Origin of the sequence: Oribacterium sp. oral taxon 078 str. F0263, from assembly GCF_000469565.1 — a bacterium.
Taxonomy (GTDB): Bacteria; Bacillota; Clostridia; order Lachnospirales; family Lachnospiraceae; genus Oribacterium.
In genome coordinates this window covers 1-22,533 of sequence record NZ_KI273102.1, presented here as the reverse complement: position 1 = coordinate 22,533, position 22,533 = coordinate 1, and the positions used below count along the sequence as shown (strand labels likewise).

Genomic DNA, 22,533 nt, shown 5'->3' with positions numbered 1-22,533 from the left:
AAGGAATATCTCTGCTATGGCAACGATTACAAAACTCAAATCCGGGCATTACCGCATTCGAAGGACTTACCAAAAGGAGGTATATTCCTTGGTCTTAGACTATAAGCCAACTAAAGCTCAGGCGGATAAGATTCTCTTTGCCATGATCCAAAATCGTCCAGAAAAGCCCACTTCCCGGATTCGCTTCGGCGAAGCCGCAGAGAGATATATCGCCTCTAAAAATGCTATCCTTTCGCAGTCTACTATCACCGGATATTACTCTATTTTGCGAAATATTCCTGAATCGTTTCGGATCTTACGTCTTGACTCCATTCGACGAGAAGACATACAGATATTGCTTAACGACTATGCAAGTTCCCATAGTCCTAAATCCGTGCGAAATCTGAGCGGATTTATAAGTGCTGTCATGCGATCTCAGATACCTACCTTTACCGCTTCGGCTACGCTTCCGCAAAAGTCCCGAGATACCTTTTACGTCCCAGAAGAGGAAGACGTGCGCCGTATCCTGGATTATTCCAAGGGATCCAAGTATGAGATCCCGCTATGGCTTGCGTGTTTGGGCCTTCGCCGATCAGAGGTCTGCGCTCTCTGTTATTCCGACCTGACAGACCGCACGCTTTCCATCTCTAAGGCCCTTGTTATCGATCCCCATGGGAAATGGGTACTGAAGTCCACGAAAACAGCACTCTCTACTCGCTCCATCATTCTCCCCCACTATGTCGCATCACTGATCCACTCCCAAGAAAATCAAATAAACTCCGAGCGGATTTATTCCGGTTCCCCCGGGCAAATCAACGAATATCTCGCATCCGTGGAAGAGCATTTGGGAATAGAACATTTTAGCCTCCACAAATTGCGGCATTACTTCGCAGCCTCCGCCCGAGAAATCATGAGTGACCAATATGTTGAAGAGGCAGGGGGCTGGCGCCCCGGAAGCCAAGTCATGCGGAAGGTCTACTCCTATGCTCAGAAGAAGCGCTCCGAGGCGGCAAAAAAAGACCTCGCCGACCGAATGGAACGAATCTTAAAATGAAATCTTGTCACGAATCCTGTCACGATTTTCAAATATCGGCTTATAACAATGGGTTTTAACCATTTTCTTTCCGGGTTCGATTCCCGTCTCGCGCTCGGACGAAGGACGCCGCGGAATTTTTCCGGGCGTCTTTTTCGTAAAGAAATACTTCCTCTTTCCGGGGCTTTCCATGCCGCCGTCTCTTAAGCCGATGCGGGTATAAGCCGCAAGGTAAAAGCCTTTCCTGTCGGAGCGGCAAAACGGCAAAAGTCAGATCTCCCTCCGAGCAGTCCCTTTTTTCTATATCAGTCTCTGGCTCTCGATCAGCCTCGCGTATTCTCCTCCCCTTTTCATGAGCTCCTCGTGATTTCCAAGCTCCCGGATCCTCCCGTCCTCGACGACTGCGATCCGGTCCGCATTCCTCACCGTCGAGAGGCGGTGCGCAATGACGATGCTGGTTCTTCCGCGGGAGAGCTGCTCGAAGGTCTTTTGTATCCTCGCCTCCGTGACACTGTCCAAAGCCGAGGTCGCCTCATCCAGGATCAAGACAGGGGGATTTTTCAAAAAGATGCGGGCAATCGCGATTCTCTGCCTCTGTCCCCCGGAGAGAAGGACTCCGCGCTCTCCGACATTACTCAAAAAGCCATCCGGCATCCTGAGGATGTCCTCATAGATCTCCGCCCGTTTCGCGGCTTCGATCACCTCCTCGTATGATGCGTCCGGGCGCCCGCAGCGGATATTTTCGAGTACCGTGTCCGCAAAGAGGAAGACCTCCTGCTGCACGATCCCGATCCCCCTTCGGAGGGAGTCCTGCCGGATCTTACGTATATCGCAGCCGTCCAGAAGGACCGCCCCGGCGCTGACCTCATAAAAGCGGGGGATCAGCTGACTGATCGTCGTCTTTCCGCCGCCGGAGGAGCCGACAAGAGCCAGCATTTCTCCGGGGGAGATCCGGAAGTTTACATCGGAGAGAACCTCCCGCCCCTCCCTATAAGAAAAGTCCACATGCTCAAAGCGGATTTCCCCTCTGATCGAGGGGAGCGAGACCGCATCCGGGCTGTCCCGAAGTTCCGCCTCCGTCCGCATGAGCTCCGTGAAGCGGTGAAGCCCCGCCATGCCGTTTGCGATCAGCTCGGAGCTGTTCGCGAGTTTTCGGACCGGATTCACGAAGGTCGCCGTGTAGAGACTGAAGGTGATGAGGTCGATCAGATCCAGTCTCCCCATCATGATCAGCGCTCCGCCGGCCGAGATCACCGCGAGCGGAAGAATCGAAAGACTGCATTCAAGAACCGAGAAGAAGCGCGCCATCGCAAGATGATAGGAGACCTTCGCCGCCTGATAGCGGATATTGGCCCGGTCGAAGCGCTCGAGGGACTTCTCCTCATTCGCGAAGGCCTTTGTCGTCCGGATGCCGGAGATCTCCGACTCGAAGTCAGCATTGATCCCGGAGATCACGGCCTTTACCCTCCGGGAAGCGTTCCGCATGGAGATCCTGCAGCTCCAGATCAAAAGGAGAAAGACAGGGAGCATCAGCGCGATCACAAGGGCGAGCCTCCATTGGATGCGGAACATGAGGATAAGTGCCCCGATGATCGTGACGGAAGAGACAAAGAGGTCCTCCGGCGCATGGTGAGAAAATTCCGTGATATCGAAAAGATCCGCAGTCAGCCGGCTCAGAAGCTGTCCGGTCCTCGTCTCATCATAGTAGCGGAAGCCGAGCTCCTGCATGTGGCGAAAGAGGTCCCTTCGGATATCCGTCTCCACGCGGATTCCGAAATTGTGCCCGAAGAAGGTGATCACGAAGTTCAGAAGACCCCGGAGCAGAAAGAGCAGGAGAAAAAGCCCCATGATCGCCCAGAAGGCCCGGAAGGCCTGCTTCGGGAGAAGGTAGTAGAGGCAGAGCCGGGAGGCAAAGGGAAAGGACAGGTCGATGATGGAAATCATAAGAGCAGCCGCCATATCCAAAAGGAAAAGCTTCCAGTGCGGCCTGAAATAAGAAAACAGGATGGAAAACTCGCTCTTCCTCTGAAAATCCTCCGTCGTCACAGCTGCCTCCCCCCTCTAAATATCCCTTAAGTAGCCCTTAAGAGCAGCATCCCTATCATGACAGTCCCGGCTGCCGCTTCCGTTCTTTTAAGCCCTTGCATCGCTGATCCATTCCCGCCAGACTTCTGCATGCTTCCTTTTCATCCTCATGCTTCCCTCTCATCCTTATGCTTTCTTCTTGTCCTCATGCTTTCTTCTTGTCCTCATGCTTTCTTCTCATCCTCCGGAAGCTTCCCGAAGCTCCGGTTCCCTTTCGGAAGATCATAACAGCTGCTATCCCTCCATGCAATACCTCTGCCAAAAGTCCCATCGCTTCGGCAGGCATGGAGGCTTCTCATCGCTTCGCCGAAGCCGCTGACGCAGCTCTCTTCCGTATACCTGCTGTCCGCTTTGTCGGCGCTTTTTTGCAGCTATATTCTCCTTCCGCACCGTCCCGCTTCCATGCAGAATGGCCGCAAGGACGGTCATTTAAGGTGTTTACGGCTTCCCGGAACGGCATAAAAAATTATTGACGTCTCACCCCGGAAGGAATATATTGATTTTGCTGCAAAGGCTGCTTTTCACGATTTTCCGTCCTGCGGCTTCTGCGTCGTTTCCTCCGTCTGCATTTTTTCGAGCTTTCCTCGTATTTTTCCCATAGCAGCACGGCGGACGGCGGATGAAAGACCGGGGCTGAAAAATTGCCTGGCCTCAGCAAGCCAGCGCAAGACGATAAAATGCCGGAGAGATTTTCCTGATTCCGGAAAGGCGGGGGGAGATGGAGGATAGAGCGGGGCAGAATGTAAGAGGGCTTCTCCTTCGGGCCGGGACAGAGGAGTTTCTGGAAAAGGGATATCGGGGTGCATCCGTTCGAGACATCTGTTCGAGGGTCGGAGTGACGACCGGAGCTCTGTACTTTTTCTTCCGGAACAAAAGGGATCTCCTGGAAAATATCGTAAAGGGAAGCTATGAACATCTTCTCGATATGCTTCAGCTGAGCCGGGAAAGAGAGCTTTCCGATATCAGCAGCAGTGAGAGAAACGAATCCGAAATTCTGGAATACCTCATTCATCACAGAAAAGAGATAAAGCTTCTCTTTGGCTGCGCCGGAGAGACGAAATACCGTGATTTCGGGAAAATTCTGGAGAAACAGCTACAGGAGGGCTTTCTGGAGTTCTACGAAAAGCAGCGGGGGCAGCGAGCCGATCCGGAGCTGATCCGCATCCTTGTGAAAATGAGAATGGCAGGTTATCTGGAGCTGATCGATCATGATTACCCTCTGCCTCTTGCGAACGCGCTGGTGCAGAAGATGAGAATCTATGCGGAATCCGGTTTTCTCGCTCTCCTAAGGGAGGAGTAAAAAAGAGGATTTCGGAAAGAAAAGAAACCCGCAAGGCGAGTTTCTTTTCTTTCCGGCCTTACATAACACTTGTTATGTAAGGCCGGAAAACACCAACAAATACTAAGAAAGGAGCTTTTTATGAAAATGACTCAGGAAACGCGCGGACTCTGCGGAGCAGGTTCATCCTATCGAAGGGGTCTTTTGATCGGTCTTTTTGCGGCTGTCCTCACCTTGATCGGCGACCTTTTACTCGGCGCCGTCAGCTTAAATGGTGCAGAAGCGAGCCGCTACCGTCTCTTGGAGTATGCCCTCCGAATTCCGGAGAGCAGGATATTAGCAGGAGGACTGCTCGGCGTAGTCGGCATCGCCGCAGAATGCATCGGCTTCTACCAGATCTATCTTTTAATCCGGAGAAAGAGTCCCCGGCTCTCCACACTGTTTCGGGCAGGAATGCTTTGCTATCTCGCGTGGGGCTGCTGCGGCGTGCACTTAAACTGCAGCGTATTGATGTTCCTCTTTAAGAGAATCTCTGCTCTCAATGAAGAGGCAGCCCTTGTCATCGCATCTGACTTTCAGTACCACTTCCTGCTCCCGGTCTATCTCCTCTTTATGCTCGGCTTTATGCTGATGAACCTATCTCAGTTCATCGCCTTTTTTCAGAGAAAAACCCCTTATCCCCGCTATGCCGCTTTCTTTAATATTTTTATCGGGATTCTCTGCAGCTCTCTTTTTGTTCTGCTCCCGGGGAGTTCCGCCTTTGAGAATGGAATGCTTACATCGGAGATCAGCATTGGAAATCTATGGATGTTTCTGATGCTCCTGCTCTGTTGTCCGAAAGGAAGCGAAGAAAGAGAGGAATCAGTGCGCTAAGCCCCGGATCTCCTTCACTCTCTTTCTCAGGTATTCGCGGCGGTTCCTCTTCGGATCCTCCAGCACCTCGGAGAGAAGGGCGCGGAGGACAGCGCTGTACTCCGGCCCCCTCGGAATCCCGAGCTCTGCCAGATCCTCCCCGTTAACCATAAGGGCAGAAAGGGAGAGGCAGTCCCCGTTTTTCAGGATCTCCTCTCCGAGGGCGCGCGCCCTTCGGATTTTCCCCTGCCTTCTCTCTCCGGAAAGCGGAGCCTCCCTCTCCCTCGGGAAATGCAGGGCGAGCGCCTCCTCCATGGAAAGCCAGGAAAAGAAAAGTTCCTCCCCATAGCGGGAGAGAAGCCTCCTTGCTTCGGGAGCTTCCTCCGGGATCCTTTCTCCGTGGAGAGCCGCGATCGAGCCCGCTCGATCGATCGTCGCCCGGTCCATCTTCAATTCCCGGAGGATCCGCTTTGCAAGCTGCTCTCTTCCCCGAAGGAGCATCCCCCAGCGAAGAAAGGCCTCTCTCTCCATATCTCCCGAGAGCTCGGGGAGAGAGGGAGACGCGATCTCCGGAAAATGCTCTGAGACATAGGGGGCGAGTCCGGTCTGAAACACAAGCTCCATCTGCTCCGGATTGTCCGAGAGGAGGAGCTTTGTGAGCTCCTCCCGGATCCGCTCCTTCGATACCCTGGAAAGTCCCCGTGCGAGGCTTCGAACCGCCTCCAGCGTCCCCGGAGCGATACGGAAGCGAAGCTGCGCCGAGAAGCGGAGCGCCCGGAGCATCCGAAGCGCGTCCTCCCGGAAGCGAAGCTCCGCCTCTCCCACTGCACGGATCTCTCCTCTCTCAAGATCCTCCATGCCCTGAAAGAGATCCACGATCCCGCTTTTCTCATTGTAGGCCATCGCATTGATCGTAAAATCCCGCCTCGAAAGATCCTCCGAGAGAGAGGGGGTGAAGCGGACGGACTCCGGATGCCTTCCATCCTTATACTCCCCGTCGACCCGATAGCTTGTAACCTCGAAGGCCTGCGCCCGTTCGCCGCCCTCCCCTCCTCCGATCAGAACGGTCACAGTTCCGTGCTGGATTCCGGTATCCACCGTCCTCTTAAAAAGGCCCTTCAGCTCCTCCGGGCGCGCGGAGCTCGTGATATCCCAGTCCTCCGGCGTCCTTCCGAGAAGACTGTCCCGCACACAGCCCCCGACGGCATAGGCCTCAAAGCCGGCGCTCTCCAGTCTTCCGATGATTCTTTGCACCCCGTCCGGAAGCTCAATCCTCTGCATCACAAACGCCTCTCCCTCTAAACGGGAACTGATACAGTAAACATCTATCCCACACTATGACGTCAACATAAGTATGGGTATCCGTCTCAGCGTCACTTCGCTGCCTCCGCAGCTCCCGTGACGCTGACAGGTATTCGCATTTCACGCTGCAAAAAGCAGCAGCGCTTCATGCTCATACCTGTTGTCCCGTCAAATACCCGCAAGCAAGCTTGCCTCGCATTTGCCTGCTTGACGGAAACTGATACAGTAAAAGAGCCCCGCCATGCGGCGGAGCTCCGCGAAATCAATACGCTCTTCCCCAGTAGACCATCTTCGATGCGGGCTTTCCGCAGACGACGCAGTGATCGGAGATCTTCTCCTGCTCAAAGGGGATGCAGCGGGCGCTGATGCCGGAGTATTCCTTCAGCTTATCCTCGCACTCCCGGCAGCCGCACCACATCGCGCGGACGAAGCCGGGCCGGCGGTCGATGGAGGACACCAGCTCCTCTAAGCTCTTCGCGTCGGTCGTGCGCTCCTTCATAAACCTCCTCGCGCGCTCCAGCATATCGCTTTGGATCCGCTCCAGGAGCTCTCCGCACTCCTTCTCCAGCCCATCGAGAGGAGCTGTGAGCTTCTCCCCCGTATCCCGGCGGACCAGAACGGCCTGTCCTGCTTCGATATCCCTCGGTCCGATCTCGAGGCGAAGCGGAATGCCCCGCATCTCACAGTCTGCGAACTTATAGCCCGGGGAGCGGTCGGAGTCATCGACCTTGACGCGGAATCCCGCCTGAATGAGCCTCTCCCTGAGAGAAAAGGCCTTGTCCAAAACCCCTTCCTTCTGCTGCTGCACAGGTACAATCATGATCTGTGTCGGCGCGATCCTCGGGGGAAGCTTCAGTCCGGAGTCATCCCCATGCACCATGATGAGAGCGCCGATCATCCGGGTCGTAAAGCCCCAGGAGGTCTGGTGCACCGTCTTTCGCTGATTGTCCTTGTCGAGGAACTGCACCCCGAAGGCCTTCGCGAAGCCATCTCCGAAATTATGGGAGGTTCCGCACTGCAGCGCCTGTCCGTCGTGCATCAGCCCCTCGATGGTATAGGTTGCGATCGCGCCGGCGAACTTCTCCTTGTCCGTCTTTCTTCCGCTCACGACCGGAATCGCCATCTCGTTCTCCGCGACATCCTTATAGATATTGAGCATCAGAATCGTGCGCTCCTCCGCCTCCTCCGCGGTGGCGTGGACCGTGTGTCCCTCCTGCCAGAGGAATTCCCTCGTCCGGAGGAAGGGCCTCGTGGTCTTCTCCCAGCGGATGACCGAGACCCACTGATTCAGAAGCTGGGGCAGATCCCGATAGGATTTCACGATCTTTGAGTAATAATCACAGAAAAGCACCTCAGAGGTCGGGCGCACACAGAGCTTCTCCTCCAGCCTCTTCTTTCCGCCCATCGTCACCCAGGCCACCTCGGGGGCGAAGCCCTCCACGTGCTCACTCTCCCTGCTGAGGAGAGACTCCGGGATCAGCATCGGCATCGCGCAGTTCTGCACACCGCTCGCCTTAAAGCGGCTGTCCAGCGCCTGCATGAGCATCTCCCAGATCGCATAGCCCGCCGGTCGGATCACCATAAAGCCCTTCACGGAGGAGTAATCCGCAAGCTCCGCCTTCTTCACAATATCTGTGTACCACTGCGCGAAATCCTCCGACATCGGAGTGATCTGCTCTACCAGCTTCTTTTCCGCCATAGTCTTTGCCTTTCTGTGAAAATTTCCCTGCCATAAGTCACTCTTTTTATTATAGCCGCACTTTAATTCCTCTTCAAGTCTCTGCTGAAAAGAGCTCAGGGATAGATTTTCTTCAGCTGATCGAGCCGCGAGAGCGCATTCTCCATCATGCCGTCGAGGAGAACCAGCGCGGCCATGCACTCGACGACGACCGCGGCACGGATGGAAACCGTCGGGTCATGGCGGCCGGAGATCGCGATTACCCTCTCCCGCCCCCAGCGATCGACCGTCCGCTGCGGAAGTCCGATGGAGGGCGTCGGCTTAAAAAAGACACGGAGCAAAAGCTCTGAACCGTCGCTCATGCCTCCGAGAACTCCTCCGGAGTGATTGCTTTCTTTCCGAAGCGTCCCCTTTCTCTGCCCGTCCTCCTCCCCTCCGGAGGAAAAAGCGGGCAGAAAGGAGTCGTTGTTCTCCGAGCCCCGCATCCTCGCGCTCTCCTCCCCTGCTCCAAATTCCAGCGCCTTCACCGCTCCGATCGACAGCATCGCCTCCGCAAGTCTCGCGTCCAGCTTGTCAAAGACCGGCTCCCCGATCCCCGCGGGAAGTCCCTTTACGGATAAAGTGACGACACCCCCCGCGGAATCCCCCTCCTTCCGGAGCTCCGAAAGCTTTTTCTCCGCCCTCTTCCTCCCCTCTTCGCTCACAAACTCCTCTCCCGCAAGCTCTGTGAGCTCGGCGTGAACCGATACGCCGAGCTCCGAGAGGATCAGGCTTGCGACGGCACCTCCCGCGACCCTCGCAACGGTCTCTCTCCCGGAGGATCTCCCGCCTCCCCGAAAGTCCCGGAGACCGTACTTTTCCTGAAAGGGATAGTCCGCGTGCCCGGGGCGAAAGACATCCCGAAGCTCCTCGTAATCCTTGGAGCGCTGATCCGCATTCCGGACCAGCATGGCGATAGCGGTCCCGCTCGTCCTCCCCTCGAAGACGCCGGAGAGGATCTCGACCCGGTCCCCCTCTCTCCGCGCCGTGCTCCCGAAGCCCTGCCCCGGCCTTCTTCGGTCCAGAAAGGCCTGAATTTTCTCCTCCGTCAGGGAAAGTCCCGCCGGGCAGCCGTCGATCACGACGCCGAGGGCCGGACCATGGGACTCTCCGAAGCTCGCGATGCGGAAGAGCTTTCCGAAGATATTTCCCGCCATAAATCAGCCCTCCTGCGGGAGCCGCACCATGCAGATGCAGTTCGGCTCATCGATCTCGAGCTCTCTTGCGCTCATGACAAGCAATCCCCTCTCATAATCCACGGAGAAGAAGGTGATGGTCCCCGACTCATTGTTCGCGACCGCGATATGCTTTTCATTCGGGAAGATACAAAAGTCCTTCGGATACTCGCCTCCGATCGGAAGAGAGCCCTTCATCGTGAGGAGGCCGCTCTCCTCGTCCCGGTCATAGACGGATACTGTGTTGATCCCGGCATTGGAGACGAGGAGATGCCTGGCCTCCGGATCCGGCGAAAAGCGCATCTGACAGGCCGCAATCAGAGGGTTATTCTCCGGATCGCTGTGGGTCTTGACCGTCTGAATCCGCTCGAGAAGGACGTCATTCCCTCCCTTTTCCTCCGAAAAGCGGTAGACATCGACGACATTTTTCAGCTCATACATGAGATAGAGAAACTTCCGGTCCGGGCTAAAGCGGAAGTGCCTCGGGCCGGACTGAAGCTCACAGCGGAGCGTATCGATCTGGCGCATCTTCCCGTCCGGTTTGTCGAAGCGGAAGATGCGGACCTGATCGATGCCGAGATCCGCCACCAGGATATACTTCTGATCGTCCGTCATGCGGGAGCAGGAGACATGGGGACGAAAGGTCCGCTCGGCGACGGAGCCGATCCCCTTGTCATAGACGCCGTCGATGATGGGCCCGACGGAGCCGTCCTTTTCGAGCTGTAAAAGCGTCGCCTTCCCATCGTGATATCCGGATACGATCAGATACTCATCCTTCTGATCGATGGCGAGATGACAGCCCCTCATGCCGCGGATATTCCGACAGTTCAGGCGGGAGAGAGCTCCATTTTCCAGGATGCGGAAGGAGACCACACCCTCATCCGCGATCGAGTAGAGCGTCTTCTGATTCCGCGAGGCCACAAGATAAGAGGAATTATTCACCTCCACCTCGGTCCGCTTCCTGAGAATCCCCTTTTCGGGATCCACATCGCAGATCGTAATCCCCTTCGCGGAGCCGGTATAGGAATAGGAGCCCACATAAGCCGCGTATCTTTTCTTCATCCTTCTGCCTCCTTAGAAAAAGCAGCGCTGCCGTGCCCTCTGCGCCCGGCTTCGCTGAAATCCGGAAATGCCGGCCTGGCCGATATCCGGCCCTGCCTTCTCTCTGTCTCCGCCTTCACCAAGATCCGAGAATACCGCGCTCTCAGCTCACCTTGACAGTCTTCCAGCGCTTATTGTACTTCGCCTCCTCCGCCTCCCCCAGATAGCGGTACACCTCTCCCTTTTTCAGAAGCTCTCCCATATCCGGAAAGAGCGCCTTATTCTCCGTATAACTTTTGTCGAGGAGCCGATATGCGCCCTCATTCGGCGTCGTATAAGTGATGTACTCAAAGTTTTTCTTTGCGATATCCGGCCGACAGAGGAAGTTGATCCACTTCTCCGCATTCTCCCAGTGGGGCGCGTTCTTCGGAATAACCCAACCGTCCATCCAGAGATTTGTCCCCTCCTCCGGGATCACATACTCCAAGTCCATGCCGCTGCCCTCGACCTCTCCCTGGATATAGAGCATCTCCCCGGAATAGATCACGCCGACCGCCGCCTCTCCTCCGATCATCTTGTCCCGGACCTGATCGACGACATAGGCCTGCACCAGCGGCTTCTGCCGGATCAGCTCATCCCTCGCCCGGTCGAGCTCCTGATCCTCCACGGTATTCATGGAAGAGCCGTCCTTCTTCAGCGCCACCATAAAGGCGTCCCGGACGGAATCCTGCATCAGGATCTCCCCCTTTAAGCGGGGATCCCAGAGATCCGCCCATTTCGTCGGATACGGGACGCCCAGGGCATCCAGCATCCCCTTGTTATAGATGATGCCGACCGTACCGCAGGTATAGGGGACCGTGTAGCGGTTTCCCGGGTCGAATTCCGCGCACATCCTCTCGTATTCCTCCCCGATTTCCCGGATATTCGGGATCCTGTCGTAGTCCAGCTCCCGGAGAAGGCCGTTCTTCATCATCTTTTGAATGATATAGTCAGAGGGACAGACCGCGTCATAGCGCACAGCCCCCGCCTCGATGACGGGATACATCTCCTCGTTTGTCTGAAAGAGATCATAGACCACATGGATCCCGCTCTCCTTCTCAAAGAGGGAGATGACCTCCGGATCGATATACTCCCCCCAGTTGTAGACATTCACGACATTTTCCCCGCCCTGCTCCTTCTCCTCTTTTTCCGCGCTTTTTCCGCAGGAGGAGAGAAAAAGTCCGAGGAAAACCAAAAGAAGACAGAGCGAAAAAAGATACAAAGCGGAAGCTTTTCTCACTTTTTCTCCTCCTTCCCGGAGAACCAGGCCGGCGCAAAGTTGACAAAAAGGAGCACAAGGAAAACGACGGCGAAGATCATGGTAGAGAGCGCGTACATGCTCGGCTTTATGCCGCGGCGAAGCTCCGAGTAGACGAGGGTGGAAATCGTGTTGATGCCGGCCCCTCTCGTAAAATGCGTGATAATGAAGTCATCGAGGCTCATCGTAAAGGCGAGAAGGAAGCCGGAGAGCACACCGGGCATGATATCCGGGAGCACCACGCGAAAGAAGGCGTAGACCGGACCCGCGCCGAGATCCAGCGCCGCCTCAAAGCTCACATTGGATGATTTCTTGAGCTTTGGGAGCACCGAGAGGATCACATAGGGAAGATTCAATGTAATGTGCGAGATCAGGATCGTCTGAAAGCCCAGGCTGATCCGAAACGCAATAAAGCAAAGCATCAAGGAAATTCCGGTCACGATGTCTGCGTTCAGCATCGGGACATTGGTGATCCCGAGCACGAGATTTCTGCTCAGCTTCCTCATGCTCCGAAGAGCAATCGCCGCCATCGTCCCGAGCAGCGTCGCGAAAAGGGCGGAGCCAAGGGCGATGAGCAGCGTATTCCGAAGGGCGAGGAGGACTGCGGGATCGGAGAACATCTCCCGGTACCAGCGAAGACTAAACCCCGTAAAGCGCACTCTCGAACGGGAGGCATTGAAGGAGAGCGCCGACAGCACAAGGATCGGCGCGTAGAGGAAGAGCAGCACCAGAATCAGATAGCTGTTCTCGAGGAGCTTTTTCCCTCTCTTCATCAGAACATCGCCCCCTCTCCACTGTCATAGCGGGACAAAAGCGCCATGGACAGGATGATAAAGAGCATCAGGACCATGGAGAGCGCCGAGCCCAGATTCCAGTTCGAGTTCAGCACGAACTCCTGCTCGATCACATTTCCGATCAGGAATATCTTCCCGCCCCCCAGGATATCTGAAATTGCAAAGGTAGTCAGGGCCGGCACAAAGACCATCGTCACGCCGGATACGATGCCCGGGACGGACAGAGGCAGAATCACCCGAAAAATCGTCGTCGGAATGCTCGCTCCGAGATCATAGGCCGCATTGATTGTATTGTCATCGATCTTACTCAGCGTATTGTAGATCGGAAGGATCATAAAGGGCAGGAAGTCGTAGACCATACCCAGTATGATCGCATAGGGCGTATTGATCAGTCTCTGCCCCGGGAGATGCAAGGCCGCGAGGATCCCGTTCAGGACCCCTTTTCTCTCAAGGAGGGTCTGCCAGGCCAGGATCCGGAGCAGGGAATTCATCCACATCGGCAGGATGAAGAGGAAGGCGGCAAAAGAGCCCCTTCCGATCTTCCTGCTTCTCAGAATCAGAGCGAGCGGAAAGGCCGCGAGGAAGCAAATCGCCGTGCTCACAGCGGAGAGAAGCAGTGCGAGGCAGAGCGGCCGGTAATTCTCCCGGACCAGAATCTCCGCGATATTTTCAAGCGTAAAGCTGCCGCTTTGATCGGTGAAGCCATAGAAGCACACGAGAAGCAGCGGGATTACGATAAAGCCGACCATCCAGACGAGATAGGGCAGCGCCAGCAGTTTCATCCTCTTACTCTTCAACGCCGATGGCCTCCTCATCCTCCGAAGCCGGCTTATTCATGATCTGAATGTTGGAGGGCTTCACATAGAGACCAACCTCAGTTCCCACCTCATGGAGCTCCGTAGAGTGAATCAGCCATTCATAGCCGTTCTCCGTAGTACACTCCATCTCATACATCTCCCCCTTGAAGATGCTGTGGCTCATGACGCCATGCAGAATCGCCCTCGGATCCTCCTTCTCCAGGATTTCCACATCCTCCGGGCGGATGACGACATCCACCGGACGGTTCCGCCCGAAGCCGCTGTCCACACAGGGAAAGACCGCGCCGAAGATCCGGACCAGCCGGTCCTCCAGCATGAGTCCCGGGACGATGTTGGAATCTCCGATGAAATCCGCGACAAAGGCGTTTTCCGGTTCATTATAGATCTGCTCCGGGGTGCCGGCCTGCTGGATATAGCCCTGATTCATCACCACGACATAGTCGGACATCGTGAGTGCCTCCTCCTGATCGTGGGTGACATAGATAAAGGTAATCCCCAATTCGTTTTTGAGGCGGATCAGCTCATACTGCATCTCCTGGCGAAGCTTCAGGTCCAGTGCCCCGAGCGGCTCATCCAAAAGGAGAAGCCTCGGCTCATTTACGATCGCCCGCGCGATCGCGATCCTCTGCTGCTGCCCTCCGGAGAGAGAATCAATGCTCCGCTTCTCATAGCCCACCAGATTCACAAGCTTCAGAGCATAGCGGACCTTGTCCCGGATATAGCTCTCCGGCTTCTTCCGTATTCGGAGTCCGAAGGCAATATTTTCAAAGATATTCATGTGCGGAAACAGCGCATATTTTTGAAAAACCGTATTCAGCTGTCTCTTGTTCGCCGGAAGGTCCGTGATATCCCGCCCCTCAAAAAAAACCTGTCCTCTGTCCGGCCTCTCGAAGCCCCCGATGATCCGAAGCGTCGTAGTCTTGCCGCAGCCGGAAGGTCCCAGCAGTGTGACGAAGCTGTTCTCCCGGATCGAAAGATTCAGTTCATCCAGGATGATCTCCCCGTCAAATAATTTGGTGATTCCCTTTAAATCAATCAGCGCTCTTTCCAACTCATAAAAACCTCCTTCTTCCCTTTACCGCTCCCGCGGCGTTGATTGTATTTTATCAAAAAGCGCTGTAAATACAAGCGCTATTGATCCCCCCGAAATTTATTGATAAAATGAGCTTCGAAAAAAGAGCGGCTCGCGGGAAAGCTCTGAAAAAGAAAAGAAATAAGAGAGGAAAAAAGTGGAAAAAATCCCAGAAAAAAAGAAAGAGAACGCTTCGAAAACTGTCCCCGAAAGGCGCTCTCTCCCCTACCGGCTGTCCCGCATCTTCCTCTCTACCCTCTACCTGAGCGCCTTTACCTTCGGCGGAGGCTATGTGATCGTCACGCTCCTCAAGAATAAATTCGTGGATCAGCTCCACTGGATCGACGAGGAGGAGATGCTGGATCTCGTCGCGATCGCGCAGTCTTCCCCGGGCGCGATCGCCGTAAACGGCGCGATTGTCGTCGGCTATAAGCTCTGCGGCATCCCCGGCATCCTCTTTGCCGTCCTCGGAGCCGTGCTCCCTCCCTTTTGCATCCTGACGCTGATCTCCTTCTTCTACGACTTCTTCCGGGAGAACTTCGTCGCGCAGTCCCTCTTAAGCGGCATGAAGTCCGGTGTCAGCGCCGTGATCCTGTCCGTAGTCTATGACATGGGCTCCGAGCTTGTGAAGGAACGGGACCCGGTAAAGCTCCTGCTCCTCGTCGGGAGCTTCATTGCCAATTACTTTTTCCGGGTCAATGTGAGCTGCATCATCCTGATCGCGGCACTATGCGGCCTCATCCGGACCCTGCTTCAAGAGAAAATACTCAAAAAGACAGCGAAAACGCCGCTCCCCTCCGATCCGGAAGGATGCGGCGCAGCCTCTTGCCACAGCAAAAAGCAGGAAACAGAGGGGGAAAAAAAGAAGAAGGAGGAAAGATGATCTACTGGCAGCTTTTCCTGGCTTTTTTACAGATCGGCGCCTTCAGCTTTGGCGGAGGCTATGCCGCGATGCCGCTCATTCAGCAGCAGGTCATCACGAAATACGGCTGGCTCAGTGCGAATGATTTCACAGACCTTGTCACCATCTCCCAGATGACCCCCGGCCCCATCGCGGTGAACGCGGCCACCTTTATCGGAAACCAGGTGGCCGGCATACCGGGGGCGCTGATCGCAACGATCGGAGTCGTACTTCCGTCCTGCCTCTTCGTCACCCTGCTCGCCTTTCTCTACCTGCGCTTCCGCTCCCTCTCTCTCCTCCAGGGGATTCTGCAGGCGCTTCGCCCCGCCGTGATCGCAATGATTCTCTCCGCCGGGCTCTTCATCCTCCTGCCGACTCTCTTCCCCTCTCTCAGCGCCTCCCCCAGGCTCGATATGCGCGCCCTCTTTCTCTTTCTCGCGGCCCTCGTCCTCCTGCGAAAATTCAAAAGGGACCCTATCCTTGTCATGCTCCTCTGCGGCCTCATGGAGCTCTTTTCCCGCTGCGCTCTGCTGCTTTTTAGGGTCTGAGCCGTCCCTCCCCGGCATTTATGTATTAAAGGAAGGGATAGAGCACAGAACGAAGTCCTTCGTGCCGCCTTGCTTCAGCCGTCAAGCCTTATCCCAGATTTTTATAAAAGTCCACAGCACCCTGGATCTCCTTTGCATCCGGATGTCCCTTCCTCATTCCTCCGATCAGCTTGAGCGGTCCGAAGGTATCAAAGCCCTTGCAGCCGTAGCTCCCGAGAAGCTTCGCATTTTTCTCCTTTGCGGCCGCGCCAATCCTCCGGCAAAAGCCGTCGCTTACGCCCTTCCCCGCGGAATACAGGAAAAAGACCGGCTTATTCTCCGGCAGATTCTCCCTGAGAAAGCTGATGAGCTGCTTCGCAAAGCCGCCATAGTATATTCCCGACGCGAAGCCGATCCTGTCGTAGCCGGACAGATCCGCCTTCTTCTGCTCCGTGATATCGATGAGCTCAACCGACCCCTCCGCTTCCCGAATCGCATCCAGAAGCTTTTTGGTATTGCCATGATGCTTCGAATAGAAACAGATCGCTGTCGCCATATAATCTCCTTTCTCTCAAAGAGCCTCTGCAAGATCCCGCTTCCCGCGATTCCCCGGAAAGCTATCGCAATCACAGACAATCACAGACAGACACAGAACTCCGCTCTCTCATGACCCGCCTTCTCCCGCGCCTCCCGCATTGGCATCGGGAAGACGCCGCTTCTTTCCCGGAGGATTCCTCAGAGTCCGCCTTCTGCCGGGCCCGGTCTGCAACGATCAAAAGACCGGAAGCCGCAGAGCGGATATTGATCCATCACTCCATCCCCGGCGGGATGTCCAAAGCCCGGGATCTCCATTCCAAATATGCTGCATCCTCTATCCTCAAAGCCTGTTATACAAACTCATCCGAGGCTTGTCAAGGAAGCGGCCGACGCCGGAAAGCATCGGAGTCTGCCGCTTCTTCCGGCATACGGAAGCTGTATGAGCTGAAGCTCCCGGGACGGGCGCGGATCAGCTCTCCCCTAATTGCTGTGCTCCCGGAACCAGCGCAGCGCCCTCTCCTTCTCCTCCGGAGAGAATTTTCGGTTAAAAACCTGATCGTACAGCCAGCCGATATTTTTCCCGGAAAGGTATCGTTTCATTTCATTCTCGGCATCATGCATCACCCTGCTGATGAGGCAGGGGGTATTGGTATATTCCTCGGGGAGAGCATCTATATTGACACTGATGGACTTACAGCGCAGCTCTTCACAGCGAAAAAGCGGCTCTTTCCCTTCAATCGCTTCGATCACATCCCAGAAGCTGATCTGCTCCGCCGGCCTGGACAGGCGGTATCCGCCCTTGGCCCCTGCAGCAGAAGAAATAATGCCCGCCTTCGCGAGCTTTGCGTAGGTTTTAGAGAGATAGCTCTCCGAGATTCCCTGGAAGCGGGACATGTCCTGAATACGAATGCTTTTGTTCTCCTCGAGTCCGGCCATATAGATCAGACCATGGAGAGCATATTCGACCGCGACGGAAAATTTCATAGCCGATCCTCCCTGATCGCACGGATCCTACATAATGCGGATAAAATTTTGCGATTGAAGATCCATCAGAAGTAGTATACAGTGATTCCCGACAAAAACAATCGCCGATAGAAACTATCGCTTATTATCAGAAAGGAGAAAATCATGCTCTTCAACGAAACTTTCCGTGACTGCCTCTCTCATCCGGGAATCGCAGCTCTTGCGACAGTCTCGGCAGAGGGAAAGCCGCATATCGCGAATACCTGGAACAAATACCTGATTATCACAGAGGATGAAAAAATCCTGATCCCATGCTATGGCTTCCATAAGACAGAAAAAAATGCGGCGGATCATCCCTGCATGGAGCTCACTCTGGGAAGCGATCAGGTTCAGGGGAAAATGGGGATGGGAACCGGTTTCCTTCTGACCGGCACTGGTCGCTTCCTAAAGGAGGGAGAGCTTTATGAGCGGATGAAGAAGCAGTGTGAATGGATAAGCCGCGTACTGGTCTTTTCCGCGGACAGCTGCCGCCAGATCATCTGAGGATTCCGGATCAAAAATCTGCCGCCCTCATGATTTTCCTGCCCTTTCCGCCATTGAATTGAAGAAAAGAAAAGCCGCCTTATCCGAGGTATTGTATCCTAAGCCCGGAAGGCGGCTTAGTCACTGCTTTTTTTCAGATCAATATCTATCCTGTGGTCATTTGCATCGTAGTGAATCCACATCTCGTATCCCTCTGCACTGCCGCTAAGGTCCGCAGCTCCCTCCTCGAGACTGTATTTATCTTTGTAAGAAGCCATGATCTCCTGCGCCTTCGTCTCATCGGCCTTTATGCTTAGCATAGCGGATTTTATATGATGCTCCTTATCACAGAATACATCATACGATCTTACCTTCGCATCCTCCCCGAGGATATCTCTGATCTCCCCGGTCTCTTTTGGCAGTTTGAAGGCAGCCAGCTCACTTCTCTTGCTGAGCTTTATCTCACCGCTTCCGTCCTGCATCTCTGTTATTTCCGGTTTAGAATTAAACTCCATCTGATAAATTTCATATCCGGAAAATACGATCATGATAATAAGCGGGATCAGCACTACCTTTCTTCCCTCTTTCGACTTTAAAAGCCGGAATACCCATTTAAATTTTCCGTAATCCCCCATAGGAAGCCTCCTCTTCCATTTCCATCAATTTCCATCAAAGAGAAAAGACATTCAGTCCGGTCCCCTTCTCATCCTTCTCCCGTCCCACCGTGCCTTCAATCACCGTGACGAAGACCTCTCCGGTGCCGGAGATTCTGAGCGCGCGGAGATGCCCGCCCTGCACCTGCATCTTCGAATTCCCGGCGCTGATATGGAGATGCAGATAGGGCTTTCCCTCCATCTCCGTGATATTTCCATTCAGCGCGGTGATCTCCATCTCCCCCCTGAGCTCCACAGAATGGTATTCCTTCTCCTCCACGCTGTACAGCCCGACATCCATGAAGTCGGCAGCTCCGATCCCGCTGACGATGCCAAGCCTCACTCCCTCCTTCTCCGAAAAATCCAGAAGACCTTTGACAAGCTCTTCCCCCCGGTCGAAGCGGATGACATAGTATTCCCCGAATTTCTTATACTTCATAAAAACCTCCTCTAAAATAAATCCTTCCGCGATGGACAAAGCCGACAAAGCGCTGACCCGCGTTTTTGCATCCTCCGCATTTCCCGCGTTCCCTGCGGCATCTTTCCTCTTTCCCTGAAGCTCCGACGGATATGCGGATCACATGCCGACAGATCCGCCTTCCGCCATGGATCAGGGATGAGAGCGGGTTGCTCTTTTTGATCAAAAGCGGCAGGCCCATGCTCTATATCATTTGTGACGTTTCCGAAGCTCTCCCAGAAACGCCGTCAGTTCCCCGGAGCAGTTCTCCTTCTTCACCACAAAGCTTTGATTCGGCCCTAAAAGAAGATAAAAGTTTGTTTTTGTCTCTATGATCCGATAGAGCATAGGATATCGGATTTCCGCTCTGCTGGTATCCGTATAGACGATGAAGTGGTCCTCAAGGAACTCATAACGGATGTGCTGGTTCTGAATCAGCTTTTGTGAAGAAAAACTCTTTCGTGCAGAATGAGTAAATACTCCCCATAAAAGGAGCGGGTATCCCGCCGTAAGCACCAGAAAAAATCCTCCCGCAACACTGCTCCCCATGATCAGAAGAAACAGTCCTGAGGCCAGCAGGATTCCCGATATAATTATGGCGAGAATGATGATTCTCCTGCCATTCAGTACCTGGCACATCTTCCTGTATTCCGTATAATTCATTTCAATCGATGTCTCATATGCCTCTTTCATACGCCTCCTCTCCTCACGATAAAGCCCCGGCTGTCAACTGCCGCCCCTATGACTGTCCCCGCCGCTTACTCCAGTAGTGTGATATCCTCCTGGTGTGCAGCGATATGTTCATAGGCAATTCTATGCCAGTCATCACTCACGCTTCCGTCCTCGTTCATGAAAAAGGTAGAATTCATATAGCGTTCGAGGATATAATCGCTGGTCTTTTGATCAAAGCCATTCCCCTGGCTGAAATCAATCCCCCTTCCGGTATTCTTTGCCATAACCGCTTCCAAAACCGGCAAGGTCAGCTCATTGACCGGGACCCTCATATCCGGCAGATCAAAGAAGCCTCCCTTTTCCTTTGTGAAGACAAGAAGACTGTTTAAGGCGCCGTTTCCGACACACTTGACCCTTCGGATATCGGAAAGCTTCACCTGATGCTTTGCTCCGACGAGGCTTCCCGCCTTAAGCCTGATCTCCTTTTCCTTCAGGCTTAAGGCAAGGCTCAGATCCAGCTGATCGATATTATCGGGAAAGGCTTTCCCCAGCCTGCTCTCCGCGAAGGCGATCAGGATCGATTTCGTCTCGCGGATATTATCATATTGATGGCCGACATCACGCACATCCGTGTTGATCTCTCCGATCGCCTTTCCCTCCGCATTGCGAAAGGTCACCGTATAATTCCGATTCGAGTTGCAGTACCCGAGCAAAAACAGGGAAGCAAGCTCCGCAAATTTTATATTGAGAGATTTCTTCCCATTGGCCGACTCATATCTGATCCCCTCGCTGTCAACATGCAGCCGGTATTTCCCCGGGAGCTCGTAGTCAAGTCCCGCGTCTTCAAAAACTGCTTTCATTCCTCTTCCCCCTTCAAAAACATAATATTGTGATCTGCAATCATTATTATACACGGATTCGAAATAATCTGCAAAAGCACCGGAGCAAGCAATGGGTCATTGACCTAAAACGCAATCGAATCTCCCTCTCCTGTTCCTGCTTTCCGGGCGCCTTTAACTTAAGTCCGCAGCGTTTTCGATGTCCTTTGGATCCATTCATCCAGAAACTGCATCTGCTCCTTGCTATGAAACCAGTGCTCACCGCCTTTCATGACAGTAAGGCTTCTCCGATCGTTTTTCGAAAAAGCCGTTATCGCATCCAGAGGCGTCAGACCGTCCTCACTGCCATACAGGATATCCGTCGGGACCTTCCATTCGATCGGATTCTTTCGAATATAACAGAGATATTCCCATGACAGCTCGTCTCCGAGGTCGGTTTTAATGACGCCTTTTTCTCTCAATTCCGACTCGCTGAGATTTACCTGCTTCATCCTATCTGTGATCAGCCTCTCCATATCAATGATGGGAGAGATAAACCATGCGTGGATAATATCCCTCTCAATTCCCGCATTCATCGAATAGAACGCGCCGATGCTGTTTGCGATCAGGAATATATTTTTGCATTTTCCCTTTAATGAATGGACCCTTTCTCTGATTTCCTTCCCTACTCCCCAGGGTGTGAAACTTTTATAATCAAGACCGACTATATCGCAGAATGGAAAGAGCTTTCTGTAGTGTCCCGCCTCCTCCGCGCTTCCTCCTTTCCCATGGATATACAAAAGAACGCTTTCCCCTTCCCGTCTCATCTATTCTTCTTTCTCCTCATATGCCGCGATGATCTCCTTCCCTCGGGTGAAGTCCTCATAGCGAAGCCCCTGCCCGTCGAGCGCCATCTCTCCCACTTGATTGTCGTATGGATCAGCGCGGAATTCCGGCTCCGGAAAGCCGGTCTCTCCCATAAAGCATGCATTTGCCGCCGCGCGCCACGGATCCACATTTCCGAAATAAAAGCGATGCATCCGCATATCTCCGCGCCGCCAGGCCGCACCCCCATAGGAGAGATCCGCCGCGCGCCAGCCATACTCTCCGACGTAAAAGCGCACCCAGTCGTGCGCCCCAATGAAGCCCGGCTCCGTCTTAAGGCCGCTCTCCCAGTGCGCGGGAATACCTGCCGCCTCGCAAAGTGATAGAAAGAGAAGCGCCTGGATGCCGCAGTCCCCGACGCGGTCCGAGGCACAGCGCTCTGCCATTCTGTCAAGACAAAAGTAGGAGGGCATAAAGCTGTAGCGCACCCTCTTTGTAATAAAATCATAGAAGCGCTTCGCTTTTGAGAGCGGCTCCTTCACGCCCTCTGTGAGCCGCTCCGCCAGCAGGCGGATATAAGTTCCCGTCGAGCCGGGGAGACCTCCCTCTTCTATTTCAGCCCCCTTTCCTGCCTCCAGCTCCTCCGCAGGCGTATATAAATCCCGGTAGCTTTCCGTATGCAAAAGGCTGTACTGCAGACTGAAGGCGTGGTTTTCCCGCAGCCTTTCCTCCCAGAAGACTACGCGCTGCTCGGCATCTGACGCGCCGATCTGTCCGCCCGCGCAGAACTCCTTAAGCTGGATATCGCTCTGCTCTTCCGTATCCCGCGGAATGGGAAGCGATGCCCAAAGCAGAGCTCCTTCCCGATACAAATGCTGCTCCAGCTTTAGCTCCGCCCGCACGCGGAGGCGCACACTGAGCTTCCCGACGCGCTGCATCTTCTCTGCACTTTCCCGCAAAAGTTCCACATCGCTTCCCACTGCGGAATAGCCCCGCTTTGCCGCTTCTTCGGAAAAATAAGGCTCCGTCTTACAGAGGGAGTCAAAAAAGCGCCCGAAATAATGCGGACTCCCATCCAGATATCTCCAGAAGATTTTCCCCTCTGCAAGCAGTGCGTCAAAACGCTCTTCCGAGAAATCCGGAATATAACGCCGCAGCAATCCCAGCGCTTCCTCCCGTGTATCCTGGATTCTCGGATTAACATGACGAGGTTG

At 54.4% G+C, this 22,533-nt stretch carries 23 protein-coding genes; 6 read left to right on the top strand and 17 right to left on the bottom strand.

The window, feature by feature from the left end; all coding sequences use genetic code 11:
• The first annotated feature begins 16 nt into the window (after positions 1 to 16).
• Complete coding sequence (locus HMPREF1986_RS04035; protein ID WP_021773499.1) at positions 17 to 1,033, top strand: tyrosine-type recombinase/integrase; 1,017 nt, start codon at positions 17 to 19, stop codon at positions 1,031 to 1,033.
• Positions 1,034 to 1,312: 279 nt separating this feature from the next.
• On the opposite strand, the gene HMPREF1986_RS04025 is transcribed toward HMPREF1986_RS04035, so the two are convergent.
• The gene (locus tag HMPREF1986_RS04025) at positions 1,313 to 3,058 is read right to left on the bottom strand and encodes an ABC transporter ATP-binding protein (protein WP_021773497.1); all 1,746 of its coding nucleotides are present in this window, start codon (positions 3,056 to 3,058) and stop codon (positions 1,313 to 1,315) included.
• 757 nt (positions 3,059 to 3,815) lie between these two features.
• Here HMPREF1986_RS04025 and HMPREF1986_RS04015 point away from each other — a divergent pair.
• Both HMPREF1986_RS04015 and HMPREF1986_RS04010 read left to right on the top strand, forming a co-directional pair.
• Positions 3,816 to 4,397, top strand: a complete 582-nt coding sequence (locus tag HMPREF1986_RS04015; protein WP_021773494.1) for a TetR/AcrR family transcriptional regulator — start codon at positions 3,816 to 3,818, stop codon at positions 4,395 to 4,397.
• A 120-nt stretch (positions 4,398 to 4,517) separates the two neighbouring features.
• Positions 4,518 to 5,249 carry a DUF6796 family protein gene (locus HMPREF1986_RS04010; RefSeq protein ID WP_021773493.1) on the top strand — a complete coding sequence of 244 codons (732 nt, stop codon included), beginning with the start codon at positions 4,518 to 4,520 and terminating at the stop codon, positions 5,247 to 5,249.
• Here the strand turns inward: HMPREF1986_RS04010 and HMPREF1986_RS04005 are convergent.
• The 8 genes from HMPREF1986_RS04005 to HMPREF1986_RS03970 form a co-directional block, all read right to left on the bottom strand.
• Positions 5,238 to 6,509: a CCA tRNA nucleotidyltransferase gene (locus HMPREF1986_RS04005; RefSeq protein ID WP_021773492.1), complete on the bottom strand. Its 1,272-nt coding sequence runs from the start codon at positions 6,507 to 6,509 to the stop codon at positions 5,238 to 5,240. The genes HMPREF1986_RS04010 and HMPREF1986_RS04005 overlap by 12 nt on opposite strands.
• 283 nt (positions 6,510 to 6,792) lie before the next feature.
• Positions 6,793 to 8,229, bottom strand: coding sequence for a proline--tRNA ligase (gene proS / locus HMPREF1986_RS04000; RefSeq protein ID WP_021773491.1), 1,437 nt, complete (start codon positions 8,227 to 8,229; stop codon positions 6,793 to 6,795).
• A 95-nt stretch (positions 8,230 to 8,324) separates the two neighbouring features.
• A complete protein-coding gene (gene aroC / locus HMPREF1986_RS03995) occupies positions 8,325 to 9,404 on the bottom strand; it encodes a chorismate synthase (protein ID WP_021773490.1) in 1,080 nt (359 codons plus the stop codon).
• Positions 9,405 to 9,407: 3 nt separating this feature from the next.
• The gene (locus HMPREF1986_RS03990) at positions 9,408 to 10,484 is read right to left on the bottom strand and encodes a lactonase family protein (RefSeq protein WP_009216229.1); all 1,077 of its coding nucleotides are present in this window, start codon (positions 10,482 to 10,484) and stop codon (positions 9,408 to 9,410) included.
• 142 nt (positions 10,485 to 10,626) lie between these two features.
• Positions 10,627 to 11,742 carry an ABC transporter substrate-binding protein gene (locus tag HMPREF1986_RS03985; protein ID WP_021773488.1) on the bottom strand — a complete coding sequence of 372 codons (1,116 nt, stop codon included), beginning with the start codon at positions 11,740 to 11,742 and terminating at the stop codon, positions 10,627 to 10,629.
• Positions 11,739 to 12,533: an ABC transporter permease gene (locus tag HMPREF1986_RS03980; protein WP_021773487.1), complete on the bottom strand. Its 795-nt coding sequence runs from the start codon at positions 12,531 to 12,533 to the stop codon at positions 11,739 to 11,741. The genes HMPREF1986_RS03985 and HMPREF1986_RS03980 overlap by 4 nt, the downstream gene beginning before the upstream one ends.
• The gene (locus tag HMPREF1986_RS03975; RefSeq protein ID WP_051273869.1) at positions 12,533 to 13,369 is read right to left on the bottom strand and encodes an ABC transporter permease; all 837 of its coding nucleotides are present in this window, start codon (positions 13,367 to 13,369) and stop codon (positions 12,533 to 12,535) included. The genes HMPREF1986_RS03980 and HMPREF1986_RS03975 overlap by 1 nt, the downstream gene beginning before the upstream one ends.
• Entirely contained in the window at positions 13,341 to 14,423 is a 1,083-nt protein-coding gene (locus HMPREF1986_RS03970; RefSeq protein ID WP_021773485.1) for an ABC transporter ATP-binding protein, read from the bottom strand. Before HMPREF1986_RS03970 ends, HMPREF1986_RS03975 begins: the two co-directional genes overlap by 29 nt.
• A 178-nt stretch (positions 14,424 to 14,601) precedes the next feature.
• Here HMPREF1986_RS03970 and HMPREF1986_RS03965 point away from each other — a divergent pair, with 178 nt between their 5' ends.
• Entirely contained in the window at positions 14,602 to 15,327 is a 726-nt protein-coding gene (locus HMPREF1986_RS03965) for a chromate transporter (RefSeq protein WP_021773484.1), read from the top strand.
• Entirely contained in the window at positions 15,324 to 15,893 is a 570-nt protein-coding gene (locus tag HMPREF1986_RS03960; RefSeq protein WP_021773483.1) for a chromate transporter, read from the top strand. The genes HMPREF1986_RS03965 and HMPREF1986_RS03960 overlap by 4 nt, the downstream gene beginning before the upstream one ends.
• An 88-nt stretch (positions 15,894 to 15,981) precedes the next feature.
• Here HMPREF1986_RS03960 and HMPREF1986_RS03955 read toward each other — a convergent pair whose 3' ends face one another.
• Both HMPREF1986_RS03955 and HMPREF1986_RS03950 read right to left on the bottom strand, forming a co-directional pair.
• The gene (locus tag HMPREF1986_RS03955) at positions 15,982 to 16,428 is read right to left on the bottom strand and encodes a flavodoxin domain-containing protein (RefSeq protein WP_021773482.1); all 447 of its coding nucleotides are present in this window, start codon (positions 16,426 to 16,428) and stop codon (positions 15,982 to 15,984) included.
• A 461-nt stretch (positions 16,429 to 16,889) separates the two neighbouring features.
• A complete protein-coding gene (locus HMPREF1986_RS03950; RefSeq protein ID WP_021773480.1) occupies positions 16,890 to 17,393 on the bottom strand; it encodes an RrF2 family transcriptional regulator in 504 nt (167 codons plus the stop codon).
• 144 nt (positions 17,394 to 17,537) lie between these two features.
• On the opposite strand from HMPREF1986_RS03950, the gene HMPREF1986_RS03945 reads away from it, so the two are divergent.
• Positions 17,538 to 17,915, top strand: a complete 378-nt coding sequence (locus HMPREF1986_RS03945) for a pyridoxamine 5'-phosphate oxidase family protein (RefSeq protein WP_021773479.1) — start codon at positions 17,538 to 17,540, stop codon at positions 17,913 to 17,915.
• Between the two features lie 116 nt (positions 17,916 to 18,031).
• Here the strand turns inward: HMPREF1986_RS03945 and HMPREF1986_RS03940 are convergent, their stop codons facing one another.
• The 6 genes from HMPREF1986_RS03940 to HMPREF1986_RS03910 form a co-directional block, all read right to left on the bottom strand.
• Positions 18,032 to 18,529 carry a hypothetical protein gene (locus tag HMPREF1986_RS03940; RefSeq protein WP_021773478.1) on the bottom strand — a complete coding sequence of 166 codons (498 nt, stop codon included), beginning with the start codon at positions 18,527 to 18,529 and terminating at the stop codon, positions 18,032 to 18,034.
• A gap of 34 nt (positions 18,530 to 18,563) precedes the next feature.
• Positions 18,564 to 18,986 (bottom strand): PPC domain-containing DNA-binding protein, encoded by a 423-nt coding sequence (locus HMPREF1986_RS03935; RefSeq protein ID WP_036599260.1) that lies wholly within the window; start codon positions 18,984 to 18,986, stop codon positions 18,564 to 18,566.
• 228 nt (positions 18,987 to 19,214) lie between these two features.
• On the bottom strand, positions 19,215 to 19,697 hold the full coding sequence (locus HMPREF1986_RS03925) for a YcxB family protein (RefSeq protein WP_021773475.1): 483 nt from the start codon (positions 19,695 to 19,697) through the stop codon (positions 19,215 to 19,217).
• A 65-nt stretch (positions 19,698 to 19,762) separates the two neighbouring features.
• Positions 19,763 to 20,536: a hypothetical protein gene (locus HMPREF1986_RS03920; RefSeq protein WP_021773474.1), complete on the bottom strand. Its 774-nt coding sequence runs from the start codon at positions 20,534 to 20,536 to the stop codon at positions 19,763 to 19,765.
• A gap of 158 nt (positions 20,537 to 20,694) precedes the next feature.
• A complete protein-coding gene (locus HMPREF1986_RS03915) occupies positions 20,695 to 21,321 on the bottom strand; it encodes an alpha/beta hydrolase (protein WP_021773473.1) in 627 nt (208 codons plus the stop codon).
• The coding region (locus tag HMPREF1986_RS03910) for a transglutaminase-like domain-containing protein (protein WP_021773472.1) at positions 21,322 to 22,533 on the bottom strand (1,212 nt) is incomplete at its 5' end.